Source organism: Streptosporangium sp. NPDC002607, from assembly GCF_053592655.1.
Genome location: NZ_JBSFWD010000029.1, coordinates 1 through 12,376 on the forward strand (window position 1 = coordinate 1; position 12,376 = coordinate 12,376).

The 12,376-nt window shown below is 66.4% G+C and carries 15 protein-coding genes; 6 read left to right on the forward strand and 9 right to left on the reverse strand.

Annotated elements, in window-relative coordinates; all coding sequences use genetic code 11:
• Window positions 1-157 precede the first annotated feature (157 nt).
• The 5 genes from ACWD3H_RS28660 to ACWD3H_RS28680 form a co-directional block, all read right to left on the reverse strand.
• The gene (locus tag ACWD3H_RS28660) at window positions 158-514 is read right to left on the reverse strand and encodes a hypothetical protein (protein WP_451957182.1); all 357 of its coding nucleotides are present in this window, start codon (window positions 512-514) and stop codon (window positions 158-160) included.
• A 316-nt stretch (window positions 515-830) separates the two neighbouring features.
• Window positions 831-1,085: a hypothetical protein gene (locus ACWD3H_RS28665; RefSeq protein ID WP_451957183.1), complete on the reverse strand. Its 255-nt coding sequence runs from the start codon at window positions 1,083-1,085 to the stop codon at window positions 831-833.
• A 285-nt stretch (window positions 1,086-1,370) separates the two neighbouring features.
• Window positions 1,371-1,727 carry a hypothetical protein gene (locus ACWD3H_RS28670; RefSeq protein WP_355547845.1) on the reverse strand — a complete coding sequence of 119 codons (357 nt, stop codon included), beginning with the start codon at window positions 1,725-1,727 and terminating at the stop codon, window positions 1,371-1,373.
• 279 nt (window positions 1,728-2,006) lie between these two features.
• On the reverse strand, window positions 2,007-2,201 hold the full coding sequence (locus ACWD3H_RS28675; RefSeq protein WP_451957184.1) for a tyrosine-type recombinase/integrase: 195 nt from the start codon (window positions 2,199-2,201) through the stop codon (window positions 2,007-2,009).
• Window positions 2,198-2,512 carry a tyrosine-type recombinase/integrase gene (locus ACWD3H_RS28680; RefSeq protein ID WP_451957185.1) on the reverse strand — a complete coding sequence of 105 codons (315 nt, stop codon included), beginning with the start codon at window positions 2,510-2,512 and terminating at the stop codon, window positions 2,198-2,200. Before ACWD3H_RS28680 ends, ACWD3H_RS28675 begins: the two co-directional genes overlap by 4 nt.
• Before the next feature lie 14 nt (window positions 2,513-2,526).
• Between ACWD3H_RS28680 and ACWD3H_RS28685 the strand changes: the two genes are divergently transcribed.
• The 4 genes from ACWD3H_RS28685 to ACWD3H_RS28700 all read left to right on the forward strand — a co-directional run bounded on the left by ACWD3H_RS28685 (window position 2,527) and on the right by ACWD3H_RS28700 (window position 6,915).
• Window positions 2,527-2,829: a hypothetical protein gene (locus ACWD3H_RS28685; RefSeq protein ID WP_451957186.1), complete on the forward strand. Its 303-nt coding sequence runs from the start codon at window positions 2,527-2,529 to the stop codon at window positions 2,827-2,829.
• A gap of 985 nt (window positions 2,830-3,814) precedes the next feature.
• Window positions 3,815-4,666 carry a hypothetical protein gene (locus ACWD3H_RS28690; RefSeq protein ID WP_451957187.1) on the forward strand — a complete coding sequence of 284 codons (852 nt, stop codon included), beginning with the start codon at window positions 3,815-3,817 and terminating at the stop codon, window positions 4,664-4,666.
• Between the two features lie 200 nt (window positions 4,667-4,866).
• A complete protein-coding gene (locus tag ACWD3H_RS28695) occupies window positions 4,867-5,163 on the forward strand; it encodes a hypothetical protein (protein WP_451957188.1) in 297 nt (98 codons plus the stop codon).
• Between the two features lie 282 nt (window positions 5,164-5,445).
• Window positions 5,446-6,915, forward strand: coding sequence for an MDR family MFS transporter (locus ACWD3H_RS28700; RefSeq protein ID WP_451957189.1), 1,470 nt, complete (start codon window positions 5,446-5,448; stop codon window positions 6,913-6,915).
• Window positions 6,916-7,030: 115 nt separating this feature from the next.
• Here ACWD3H_RS28700 and ACWD3H_RS28705 read toward each other — a convergent pair whose 3' ends face one another.
• The 3 genes from ACWD3H_RS28705 to ACWD3H_RS28715 form a co-directional block, all read right to left on the reverse strand.
• Window positions 7,031-7,339: a MiAMP1 family antimicrobial peptide gene (locus ACWD3H_RS28705; RefSeq protein ID WP_343970830.1), complete on the reverse strand. Its 309-nt coding sequence runs from the start codon at window positions 7,337-7,339 to the stop codon at window positions 7,031-7,033.
• Window positions 7,340-7,686: 347 nt separating this feature from the next.
• Window positions 7,687-8,664 carry a phosphotriesterase family protein gene (locus ACWD3H_RS28710; RefSeq protein WP_355547861.1) on the reverse strand — a complete coding sequence of 326 codons (978 nt, stop codon included), beginning with the start codon at window positions 8,662-8,664 and terminating at the stop codon, window positions 7,687-7,689.
• Between the two features lie 89 nt (window positions 8,665-8,753).
• Entirely contained in the window at window positions 8,754-9,347 is a 594-nt protein-coding gene (locus tag ACWD3H_RS28715; RefSeq protein ID WP_451957190.1) for an alpha/beta fold hydrolase, read from the reverse strand.
• A 244-nt stretch (window positions 9,348-9,591) separates the two neighbouring features.
• On the opposite strand from ACWD3H_RS28715, the gene ACWD3H_RS28720 reads away from it, so the two are divergent.
• Window positions 9,592-10,617 carry an aldo/keto reductase gene (locus ACWD3H_RS28720; RefSeq protein WP_451957191.1) on the forward strand — a complete coding sequence of 342 codons (1,026 nt, stop codon included), beginning with the start codon at window positions 9,592-9,594 and terminating at the stop codon, window positions 10,615-10,617.
• Window positions 10,618-11,080: 463 nt separating this feature from the next.
• On the opposite strand, the gene ACWD3H_RS28725 is transcribed toward ACWD3H_RS28720, so the two are convergent.
• Window positions 11,081-11,350 (reverse strand): helix-turn-helix domain-containing protein, encoded by a 270-nt coding sequence (locus tag ACWD3H_RS28725; protein ID WP_355547870.1) that lies wholly within the window; start codon window positions 11,348-11,350, stop codon window positions 11,081-11,083.
• 87 nt (window positions 11,351-11,437) lie between these two features.
• On the opposite strand from ACWD3H_RS28725, the gene map reads away from it, so the two are divergent.
• Entirely contained in the window at window positions 11,438-12,262 is an 825-nt protein-coding gene (map, locus tag ACWD3H_RS28730; RefSeq protein WP_451957192.1) for a type I methionyl aminopeptidase, read from the forward strand.
• Window positions 12,263-12,376 lie beyond the last annotated feature (114 nt).

Here is a 12,376-nt window from a genome sequence, read left to right on the forward strand (position 1 = left end):
GTTGCTGCTGGCCTGCTGGGCCGGGATCTGCCCCACCTGCCGCCGCACATTACCCAGACACGCCCAGCCCATCCCCACCTAACCAAGCCCTACTATGGATCAGAAGGTTGGGGTTTCGAGTACCTCCGGCCGCACAGTGCGAAGGCCCAGGTCATCATCACGGTGACCTGGGCTTTTTCGTGTTCTGGATCAGGTGCGGGTGCCCGGTCGTGTCCGGCTGATATTTCCCATTGGATTCCCGTGCTCCGGGGCGCAGAACGTCACTGATCCGGCGCATGGCGATCTCGTCGTGCCCTACGAGGCACTTCTCGTAGGTGCGGTGCAGGACCTCCACGCTGTTGCCTGCCCACTCGGCTACCTGCTTCGGCGAGACGCCAGCGTTGAGCCAGGTGGACAGGCAGGCGTGCCGAAGGTCGTACGGGCGCCGGGCCAGTGGCGAGGAGTAATCCTCGGCGCTCAGGACCAGCTCTCGGGCCTTCTGCCAGATACGGAGGACTGTGCTCTTTGCGAGCACGTCCCCGCGTGTTCCGTAGAACAGGCGTCCTCCAAGGCCGGCGCCCCACGCGATGGCAATACATGCTTTCGGCGAACCCGGTAACGGCTCTACCGTGCCCCGGTACGGCTCCACCGTGCTCAGGCAGACGAGAAGCGGTCCGTATTTTTTGGAGCGGTGCGAAGGGCGCTAGTGGCACGAACCAAGAATTCACAAAGCAGGATGATCAGGTTTTCAAGGAGTCTGGAAACACCTCACGGAGTGGCACCGTACAAACCGGGGCAGGTCAGCACAGGGGAAACAACGCTGTCGGCCGGGGCAACGTGGCCACCTTCCGTCAGATGGCCCGGCGTCCGCTGTCAGCGATCCTCAGACGTCCGTGATCTTCAGAAAGGCATCGCTCATGCAAATCGAAAAGGCCAAAATCGTTGAGCTCCTCCGGTCCCGCGGCGACAACGCCCTGGCGCAGCAAGCCGACAAGAGCCTGCCCCCGCAGATCGATACCGACCAGCACGCGGAACAGCTGTCCAAGCTCGGTCTGAACCCTCAAGACCTTCTCGGCAAACTTGGTGGCCTCGGCGGCCTCGGTCAATAACCCTGGGGCTAGGGGCGCGGGGCAGCTCGATAGCATGATCGCTCTTCAATGTGACCCCACGCCAACCCGATACGCTTCTGGTCTTCGGGCCAACGCCTGGTCAACAGCATGACGTGAGGATGTTGGATCTTCCCCTATGGATCAGAAGGTTGGGGTTTCGAGTACCTCCGGCCGCACACATGCAAGAAGGCTCCTGAACAGGCATTACGCCATCGGGGGCCTTCTTGATTTCTTGATCGTTCGAGCTTCTTGCCAACACCCTTGCTGACAGGTTGGCTCCCATCACCCTTCGAGCGTCGTCACTATGAGGTGTTGGAGTATGCCACCGGCCAGGATGGCGACTGCACCGGCTAGCCACATCGGCGCATGATCTTTCCCTCTGGACAGCAGCAGGGCTCCCCGATCGTGTGGTCTCTGCACGTCCACTTGAACGATATGAACGACCAGTGCGAGCAACACTGACAACACGGTGTAGGCGTCGAGGCTCACCCTGGTATCCCAGATCATGACTACATTCACGATCAGTCCGAGAAGACCGGCGCCGGCAATGAGTACTCTGCCCCTCTTCGGCACATCGAGGCGAGCGGCGTTCATCAGCGCGATGACGGTGACGGCGGCAACCCCGCCGAGGATGGCCACGTATCCCTGCGACTGAAGCCGCCACGGCCGGGGGCGTTCAGCCACCACCGGTGGCTGAGACGGCAAATCCGTGGACACCACAGGAACAACCTCCAAGATCTGATCTTGGAATTCTTATCCCATTCGGCCTGGCTCCGCCAGATGCCAACAGGCGACGACACACCAGCAGACCCGCTAGGCGAAATGCCGTAACGGGCCTACTGGGTCGCGCTTGGGGTTCGATCCTTCCTACTCCCCGATGGTCTCGGCGAAGATGTCGGCCGCGGAGGCTTCCGCCGCTCAGATCACGTGGGCGTAGACGCGGAGCGTGATGGACGGGGCGGCGTGACCGAGTCGGGCCGCGACGACATGGACGGGGACGCCGGCCAAGAGGGGCGTCGTCGCGTGGATGTGCCGGAGATCGTGCAAACGGGCGTGCGGGAGTGGTTCCTTGGGCTTGGGCTCCTTCGCCGGGTTGTTGTAGCGCCGGATCATGGTTGCGGTGAGCGAGCTGACCGTGTCGGGATGGAGATCGGTTCACCCCAGCCGGTCGTGAACACGTGGTCATCCGTTCCTCGCCACTCCTGCCCGGCCGCCTGCTTGCTCCGCTGCGCCTTCAGGACCCTGATCGTTCCGTCGTCGAGGCTGACGATGCGCTTCCGGCCGCTCTTGGTGGTTCCCTCGATGCGTTCGGCGTCGATGAAGGCGGCCGATCCGGTGATGGTGATCTGCTTGCCGTCGAGGTCGACGTCTGACCAACGTAGGTTGAGCAACTCCCCGCGCCGGGCGCCCGGGTAAGCGGCCACTTGGCGGAGGGTGCTTGCTTCCGGAAAGTGGTCGCGACGACGAACATCGCTGCGACGAGCAGATGCCACCGGATCATCATGGTCGCGTCCAGGTGGAGTTCGTCTCCGAGGGTTGCGCCGTCCAGGAGGATGAGAACCGCCACGAATCCTTCGAAGGCGGCGAGGGCGAGGAGCGCTCCGATTCCCAGGGCGACGCGGCGTCGCGGCCGGTCCGGCAGGACGCTGCCGGTTGCCGCGGCCAAGGCGAGGAGCACGATCAACAGGCCGTCCGCGTCGGCCTTGCAGGACCACATTCCGGGCTGCCCCCACAGCAGTGACTCCGAGGGTATGTAGGCGACCCAGCCGAAGGAGGGGAGAGAGTCCCCGTCTCGGAGGGAGAGCCGGCCGATCGTCCAGGCGGCCGCCACGGCGGCCGCTGCCCAGAGCAGGGTCCCCTTTCGTGCCGGGGGCAGGGGGGAGCGTGCCGCCAGGAGCAGCGCGGTAATGGTTGCGGAGTAGCAGATGACCGGTGGCCAGGGTCCCCCGACGGGGAGAGGCTGGCCGGTGAGAGGATGAATGTCAGCCGAGAAGGACATCGCGAGCAGCCGGAATGCGAGGACGGCACAGACCACTGTGACTCCCAGGCTCGTGGTCCGGCGCGAGGCGTGCAACAGAAGCCCGGCCAAGACCACCGGGAGCAGCAGTTCGACCCACGACAGCAGTTCCCACCCGATGCTTCTTGGCGGGAGGAAAGGGCTGACGTCCATCTTTCCCCAGCAGATCATTCCGTTCATGTCCGCCGGGCCGAGCCGGAAGACTCTCAGGATGACCGGCCCGGAGGCGGCCAGGACCGCCCCGACGCGGAGCGCCCCTGCTGGGAGGCGCATCTGCGCATGCGATGCCTCAGCCACGGTTCCCTTTCCGTTCCCGACTCTCGCCAGTAGATCGACTCGGGCGACGGTAGCGGACAGACGTCATGATCCCGAAAGGGCGGTGACAGCGGCACCGACAGTAACGCCCCCACTCGCGAGCACACTCATGTCGCCGTCCACACCCCTCTGACCACGGTTCTCGACATCTGAGCTGCGCGATCGGCCCATCTGAAAATCGGAGGGTCATGCCGCCGGTGGCGCTGAGGTGGGGCCTGCTCACCTCGCCTGCCGTTTCTTCCTGGCGTTCTCACGGGTTTGTCCTGGATCCGCCGATGTTCCCGGAGCACCGGGGCGCATGGTCCGGGCAACGGAAGAGAGTCCTCGAATCCTCCGTCTCGGTCATCCTCGCAGCGGATGCCGGAAAGCGTCGTCTCACAGGACTCTGGGGCGCATGAACGACGATGTCTACTTGGATAACGACTGGCGTGCCCTGTACGAGAACACCCTCCGTCACGGAGGTGAGAACACCGGGCTGGTCGATGAGCTGCGACGGTGGCTGGACGAGCATCCGGCGCACGTGGCGGAAGTACAGGGGGCGGGCCGGCCGGAAAGTCACCTGATCCCCCTGGGGGCACCTCCCGAGTGGGGCTACAGCCCGCTGGTACGGCTGTACGCGGTGAGCCGCATCCTCGACCTGCTCATCCTGAACTACCAGGATCCCGCGGACGATCCGGCAGCGGCCCCGGACGCGTGGTACCCGCCGGTCGGCGTCTATCCCGCCTTCTGCGAGGCACTGGGCGCGGACCGGATCGGCCGGCGGGGGTTCCACCCGTTCTTCCACGAGATCGTCGAGGTACGGCAGGCCGGTGACCCCGGCGAGCCGCCCTCGATCGTTGAGGAGCGCTGGCCCGGCTACATGATGGGCTCGATGCTGCTGACGCGGGCCGGGGTGGTCGTCACCGCCGGGGCGAGACATCTGGTCGCGGGGGTCGCCGACCGATCCACCCTGTACTGGACCTTCTGGCGCCGGTCACGATCCACCAACGACCCCTCGCACGGGTGGGGACACAACTCGCAGTGGGCGACCGGCTTCCGCCGCGACTACCTGATCGACGGCCGGTTGCACTACAACGTGGACGAGGTCCTGGATCCGAGTGACTACGAGGGGGGAGACGACGAGGAGGACCTCGACTCGGCGTCGATGATCGAGCTTGTCCGGTACCGATGCAGCACCATCGTCGATCACGGCGATGACCAGTACCCCTACAACGATCACCATGTCGAACCGGCCCCCGCGGACTGACCCGACGTAGGCATCCTGGCTCTACCGGAAGGCATGGAACCGATGAAGTGAACCCCGTCCCGGTTGCGTTCACGGAAGGGGTGCGCAGCGGCCCATACAGCAACACCGTCTTACGCGATCTGAGCAGGGCGAGACGCCGCTGACGAGGCATCCGCCCTTCCCTGCGGATTAGCGGGTTACCCGGACCAAGGGGCAGGACCTTGCTTCAGGACGTGGACCTCGGTTTCCTCGACTGGCTCGTCTCTCCGGAGACTGAAGCGATCGTCGAGGCCACGGCGAACTCACTGGTGACCACGAGTCGTCTCATCGACCTGTTCAGCGGGGACTGTCAGCTCATCGACGGAGAGCTGGTGGGCTACGGCGACAGTCCGTCGGCGCCGGAGGTGAGGATCCGAGCGTTCGACAGCGGCCGCTGGGACGTGCAGACGGACGGCCTTGAGTTGTTGGAAAAGATCATCATGCTCTGTCCCGACGCGCACGAGCTTCCCGAGTGGTGAATCCGCGAGACTCACCGCGAAAGGTCTCCCAGGAGGATCCTGGAAGGCCTTCGTCGGTGTCGATCGACAGCGATTCGGGTGCTCCTTCGCGTGATCTGAAGATCGTCGTCCGCCGGTGAAAACTGGGTGACATTTCACATCACTTGCCGGAATGCTGGGGGCGGGCGATGAGTTTTGTCGGTGGTGCCGGTCAGTCTTTGCATGGCCACAACTTCTTGTGAGACCCAAGGCTGAGACACCAGCCATGACCACGTCATGTCCGACAACCCCGATTGAGGTGCCGTGCCCAGCCCACAGCTCGATTCACCCGCCAAGCCCGCGACCGCTGTTTCCGGTCGCACCCCGGCCGTGATCCGGCTGCTGGTGCTCGCCACATTCGTGGTCATCCTCAACGAGACGATCATGATCAACGCGATCCCGCGGCTGATGAGCGCGCTGCACATCACCGAGCAGACCGCGCAGTGGCTCTCGACCGCCTTCATGCTGACCATGGCCGCTGTCATCCCGATCACCGGATGGTTCCTGCAGCGGGTGTCCACCCGCAGCGCGTACACCACCGCGATGGGCCTGTTCCTGCTCGGCACGGCGTTGGCCGCCGTCGCGCCGTCGTTCGAGGTGCTGCTGGGCGCCCGCATCATCCAGGCGTCCGGGACGGCTGTGATGATGCCGCTGCTGATGACCACGCTGATGCAGGTGGTGCCCGAGACGGACCGGGGCCGGGTGATGGGCAACGTCTCCCTGGCCATCTCGGTCGCGCCCGCCATGGGCCCGACGGTCTCGGGGGTGATCCTCCAATTCGGGTCCTGGCGGCTGCTGTTCGCCGTGGTGCTCCCCATCGCCGCCGTGATCACCTGGCGCGGCCTGAAGCAGCTCAAGAACGTCGGAGAGCCCCAGTTCAGCACCATCGACTGGTTGAGCGTGGTGACCGCCGCTGCCGGCTTCGGCGGCCTGGTCTACGGGCTCAGCTGGTTCGAGGGTGGTGACGTCGGCGTCGCCGCCGCGATCGTGGCGGCCGGCCTGGTGGCCATCGCCGTCTTCGTCGCCCGCCAGCTGTCGTTGCAGAAGCGCGGCGTGCCGCTGCTGGACCTGCGTACCCTGCGCCACCGCACCTACACGATCGCGCTGATCCTGATGTCGGTGGCCTTCATGGCGATGCTCGGATCGATGATCTTGCTGCCGCTGTACCTGCAGAACGTCCGTGAGCTCAGCCCCCTGCAGACCGGACTCCTCGTGATGCCGGGCAGCCTCGCGATGGGGCTGCTCGGTCCGACCGTCGGCCGCCTGTTCGACCGGTTCGGCGGCCGGGTTCTGGTCATCCCCGGCGCGATCGGGATCGCGCTCGCGCTCACCGGCTTCACCCAGGTCACGATGACCATGCCGTTCTGGCAGCTCCTCGGTCTGCACGCGCTGCTGATGGTGGGTCTGGCCGCGACCTTCACCCCGGTATTCACCCTCGGGCTCGGAGCGGTTCCGCCGCCGCTCTACTCCCACGCCAGCTCGATCCTGAGCACGCTGCAGCAGGTCTCCGCGGCCATCGGCACCGCGCTCGTGATCACCGTGATGAGCGCGCGAGCCGATGCCCTGAGATCCGCGGGAGCCACGGAGGCGCTCGCCAACCTCGACGGCATGCGGCTGGCCTTCATCATCGGCGCGGTGCTGTCCGTAGCCGTGGTCGTCACCGCCCTGCTACTACCCGCCCGAGCGGACAGTGCCGGCGAGATCGAGGGGACCCGGCCGATGCACCCGGCATGACGACGGTGGAATGGGAAGCTGCAACCTCCCAATATCTCGCTGAAGTCTGACGGAGAGGGGCCGGTGCAGGACCTGTCGGCCTCGGTGAGCGCCCGGCCCGTCCGCCTTCCGGGCGTCAGCACACGATGAAGATGCTCTTCCAGCCGACGGGCGTCCTCTGCTCCGCGTTGCGGTTGGACGGCAGCTCGAAGTGCATCACACCCTGCGTGTCGGGCTGGTTGTACATCCGGCCGCTCTGGCCGTCGCCGTACCACTTGTACGACCCGTGGAAGGGGATGTTGGACGGGCCGCACCGGTCGATGACCACCGACCGGCCGGTGAAGCCCGGCCCTTCGTAGGCCACGTACTGTGAGGCGTAGGCGGCGCTTCCCATGACCGCGACCATGGCGGCGGAGATGACGGGGACGAGGGCGATTCGCTTCACGATGATCCTCCCGATGACCTCAATGATCTACCGAGAGTATACATACAGCTACTCTGAGTGAACAAAACATGTCGCACATGGTCTGGACCGCTCGCTGAAAGCGGAGAAGACCGTTTCGACTGAGGGTCGCGGTGTCGTGGTCGCGCAGCATGTGCAGGACGGTCGCCGCCGACGGGTGGCGCGCAGGCTCATCCCCTGCTCGCGCAGGTGTAGGTCCATCGACAGCATGGCGTCATCGACGACGGTCGCGCCGCCGATCGCCCTGATTACGATTAGACATATGTACTCCTGGAACGCGGTCGCCCCGATTCCCTCCGTGGGGGCCGTCGAGACACACCGCGGTGCCGCTAGTGTTCGGCCGGACTGAAGTACCGGCGCGGGTTGTCCACCAGCATCGTGGTCAGTTGCGTCTGGGTGACCCCGGCGCTGAGCAGCGCCGGAAGCACCTGCTCGTGCAGGTGGGTGTAGTGCCAGTTCGGCGCGACCTGCTCGCGCACGCCCGGAGGGAACCAGTCGATGTGGCACGACGCGTCGTGTGACAGGACCATTCGGTCGGCCAGTCCTTGCCGAGCAAGAGCCGCAACGGTCGCCACCCGCTGGTCGGTGGGCAGCAGGACGTCCAGACCGAAGCGGTCCATGCCGATGTAGGAGCCGTTGTCGATGAGCTGGTGCAGGTAGTCCAGGTCGGCTGTGTCGCCGCTGTGCCCGATGACCACCGCGCCGAGGTTCACGCCCTCGCTGCGCAGGATCTCCTGCGCGATCAAGCCGGTGCGGGCGTGCGCACTGGTGTGGACGGTGATCGGCGCGCCGGTGCTGAGGTGCGCCTGCGCCACGGCCCGCATCACCCGCTCCACGCCGGGCGTGAGCTCGTCCTCGATCGCGCACTTGAGGAACGCGGCTCTGATGCCGGTGCCCGCGATGCCCTCGGTGAGCTCTCGGACGAACAACTCGGTCATGCGCTCGGGGCCGCCGAGCAGGGTGCCCGGCCCGTGGTAGCGGAAGTAGTACGGCACGTCCCCCAGTGTGTAAAGGCCGGTCGCGACCACAATGTTGAGGTCCACGTGCCGGTTGACCGACGCGACGCGCCGGACATCCCGACCGAGGCCGATGACGGTCGGATCGACGATCGTGGACACGCCCGTCGCCGCCAGAGCCGTCAACCGGGCCACGGCGTCGTCGACGCGCCGCTGCTCGTCCCAGCTTTCCGGCATGCTCTGCCGTAGTTCCTCGCTCAGGACGAAGACGTGCTCGTGCATCAGTACAGTGCCCAGATCATCCACGGCCACCGTGCCGCGGACGGTAGGCACCTGCGGGGTCAAGGTCATGAGGTCTCCAAGGAGTGGTAGGTGGGTCTGGCCGCGCCGCCGCGGATGGCAAGGCCGCCAGCGTAGGACAGGGTGCCCGCGCCGGCGGCCTAATTCAGCCGGGGAGCACGCCGGTCAGCGGGTGGAACGGCCCTGTCCTGAGTGGCGACCAGGTACCACGAGGGCTTGGCGGGCCAGGCGGGCTCGGTGACGGCCCCGCCGAGCGCGTCAACGCCCCACGGCACCTGGGAGTCGGCCATGAACGCCGCCTGCCCGGAAGGCAGATCCGCGGCGAAGGACGCCGCGAAGCGCTCCCGGTCCAGGAAGAGGAAGCCGTCTCGGGGCGGCAGGATGGGCGGGACCGGGGCACCCGGCGGGGGATCGGCGATGAGGCTGTTGACCGACTCGCCCTTGTCCGGGGCGAACGCGGCGATGTAGGCCAGCGCGGCGACCTTGTCATGCGTGCCGGCCTCGGTGATGACGACGCCGCCGTAGGAGTGGCCGGCCAGTACCGCAGGGCCGTCCTGCGCGTCGAGCGCGCGGTGGGTGACCCGCACGTCGTCCTCCAACGACAGGGTCGGGTTCTGCACGACGGTGACGCGGAAGCCGTCGGCGACCAGGAGGTCGTAGACCGGCTGCCAGCCGGATCCATCGACGAATCCTCCGTGGACGAGCACGGCGTTTCTCACTGCTCCACTGCTCATGGAACATCTCCTCACTGCGATGGACGCGTGGACGATCGCCGCCGCCCGCTGCGATCCACTCTCGGGCGCGACGCCGGCGCTGTCTTTCGGGCCAACGCATGGTTCTTGTGCCCCAACGAAAGGCGGTGTCTCGGGCGCTCGACGCCCGCGTGGCGGCGCGCCGCGGCGACCCCGACGCGACCGCCCGGGCCCGGTTCGGGATTCCCCCGTATCGTTGAGGCATCGTCTATGAGGAGGGCGGGCAATGCGTACCACGACGCTCGGGCCCGAGGGCCCCGTGGTCGGCGTTCTGGGGCTGGGCTGCATGGGCATGAGCTTCAGCTACGACCTGGCGACCCCGCGGGACGAAGCCACGCTGGTCTCGGTGATCCACCAGGCGCTCGATGAGGGCATGACGCTGCTCGACACCGCGGACGTGTACGGGCCGTTCACCAACGAGGAGTTGATCGGTCGGGCGCTGGCCGGCGGTCATCGGGAGCGTGCGGTGCTGGCCACCAAGGTCGGCACCCTCACCCGGGACTCCGAGGGCAACCCCGTTCAGGGCCTGGACGGCCGCCCGGAGCACGTCCGGAGGTCGATCGACGAGAGCCTGAGCCGGCTCGGCACCGATTACGTGGACCTCTATCAGCTGCACCGGGTGGATCCCGAGGTGCCGATCGAGGAGACCTGGGGAGCGCTGGCGGAGACCGTGGCGGCGGGCAAGGCGCGCTACATCGGCCTGTCCGAGGTGACGGTGGAGCAGATCAAGCGGGCGCAGTCGGTGCACCCGGTGACCTCGGTGCAGTCCGAGCTGTCGCTGTGGACCCGGGACTGGACGACCGAGGTACTGCCCTACTGCCAGGAGCAGGACATCGCCTTCCTGCCGTACTCGCCCCTGGGGAAGGGCTTCCTCACCGGGCGGTTCTCCTCGTTCGACGACCTGCCCGAGGAGGATTTCCGGCGGCGACTACCGCGCTTCCAGCAGGAGGCGCTGCGCGCCAACCTGGCCATCGCGGGCCGGGTGCGTCAGATCGCCGAGCGCATCGGCGCCACCCCGGCCCAGGTGGCGCTCGCCTGGGTGATGGCCCAGGGGCGGTACGTCGTTCCCATCCCGGGGACCAAGACCTCGAAGTACCTCGCGGAGAACGCCGGAGCGGTGGATGTCGAGCTGAGCCCGGCGGATCTGGCCGAGTTCGACGCCCTGCCCGCGCCGCAGGGCGACCGCTACGGAGCGGCGGACCCGGCTCGCCAGCCATCGTGGAAGGATTGGTCGTCCGCCTCTCGCGGGTGACCTCCACGCGGCCCTTCCCCGAGTCGCGACAAGGCCCCAGATCGACGTCATTTCCTTGGCGTCCCATGCCGCCGGAAGCCTGGTCGTTCGTGGCTCGCTCACTGGGCGGTCAGGTCGAGGTTCCCCTTGTATGGTCTGGCGCGGATCCCGGGAACCGGCGTGGGGACGACTCCGCACCGGGCTCTCCGATGGTGTCTGGCGTCGCCGAACATGACAGCGAGGCTTGAGTCCGGCCTGGGCACTGTCGTTTTGGTCAGCATCTAATCAGGACGCCCGAACGACATTCAAAGTGACAGTGCGATCCGAGCATGGTTCGTGTGACTACAAGCGATATCTGTCATCAGAAGGTCACTGCGACATGGGATTCCGCTCATCGTTTCCAGCGATGGTCGGCGCCAGGTACAGGTACTACTTGTCACTTTGCGATGGTGCCGGCCAGTTCCGTGGACGGGTGGAGCAGCGGCTACAAGACGGCTTCCAGCGGTAGGTAGCTGCCGCGCCAGGTGGCTGCCAACTCCTGCACCGGCAGGTTGAGTGCCTCACCGAGGCAGACGATCGTGCCGAATCCGGGAGAGGGTAGTCGTCCGGTCTCGATCTTGCGCAGGGTTTCCGGCGAGATGCCGGCCGCGTGCGCGACTTCCGCTAGGTCGCGTCCCGCTCGCGCGTGGCGCAGCAGGGCGCCGAGACGCCTGCCGGCTTCGATCTGCTCAGGCGTGAGCGGTTGGCGGACCATGCTCCCAGAATAGGGTTGGTATTACTATACCGGCAAGTGTTAAGGTTCCGGTATAACTATACCAACACCCTGTGACGCGAGGTAATCGTGATTGAACTGAAGACGCCTGCGGAGATCCAACGCATGCACGTGGCCGGACGTTTCGTCGCCGAGGTGCTCTCCGAGGTCGGCCGGCTCGCCGACGTGGGCGTCAACCTCCTGGACCTGGAGCACCACGTGCGCGGCATGATCAAACGGCGCGGGGCGGAGTCGTGCTACTGGGACTATGCGCCGTCCTTCGGACGCGGCCCGTTCCGCAACGTCATCTGCCTGTCGGTCAACGACGCCGTCCTGCATGGCCTACCCCACGACTACACGCTGCGTGACGGCGACGTACTCAGCGCGGACCTCGCGGTCAGCGTCGACGGCTGGGTGGCCGACTCGGCGCGCACGGTCGTCGTTGGCACTGCTGCCGAGGAGGACCTGCGGATCATCCGTGCCACCGAGGAAGCGTTGGAGGCGGCGATCGAGGTGGCGCGTCCGGGCAATCGCCTGGGTGACATCTCGGCGGCCATCTGGGCGGTAGCCCACGACTACGGCTATCCGGTCAACAACGAGTTCGGTGGCCACGGCATTGGCCGCACCATGCACGAGGGGCCCCACGTTTCGAACAAGGGCCGGGCAGGGCGCGGCCTTACGCTCCGGCCGGGCCTGACCCTCGCGCTCGAACCCTGGTTCGCCCGCACGACCGACCGGATCGTCTACGACGCCGACGGCTGGACCATCCGGTCGGCCGACGGCTCACGTACGGCCCACTCCGAGCACACGGTCGCCATCACCGAGGACGCCCCCTTGGTGCTCACTCGGCGTGAACCGGAGAACCCCGTAACGAGGGGTGATTCCGCCAGTCGTCTATCCACAAAAGACGCCTAGCACGCCAACGGCAGATGCTTGGTCCGTAGCGGATCACAGGTACCAACCGGGCTCAGCGCCGAACAGATCCACTAGGACGAAAAGACTGGCTGAGCACGCGTCCCGACTACATCT

Bases quoted from the DNA above. Each gene is read 5' to 3' on its own strand.
- ACWD3H_RS28675 (WP_451957184.1), bottom strand. From the start codon at position 2,201: ATGATCCGGCGCTACAACAACCCGGCGAAGGAGCCCAAGCCCAAGGAA.
- ACWD3H_RS28690 (WP_451957187.1), top strand. From the start codon at position 3,815: ATGAACGACGATGTCTACTTGGATAACGACTGGCGTGCCCTGTACGAG.
- ACWD3H_RS28710 (WP_355547861.1), bottom strand. From the start codon at position 8,664: ATGACCTTGACCCCGCAGGTGCCTACCGTCCGCGGCACGGTGGCCGTG.
- ACWD3H_RS28715 (WP_451957190.1), bottom strand. From the start codon at position 9,347: ATGAGCAGTGGAGCAGTGAGAAACGCCGTGCTCGTCCACGGAGGATTC.
- ACWD3H_RS28720 (WP_451957191.1), top strand. From the start codon at position 9,592: ATGCGTACCACGACGCTCGGGCCCGAGGGCCCCGTGGTCGGCGTTCTG.
- ACWD3H_RS28725 (WP_355547870.1), bottom strand. From the start codon at position 11,350: ATGGTCCGCCAACCGCTCACGCCTGAGCAGATCGAAGCCGGCAGGCGT.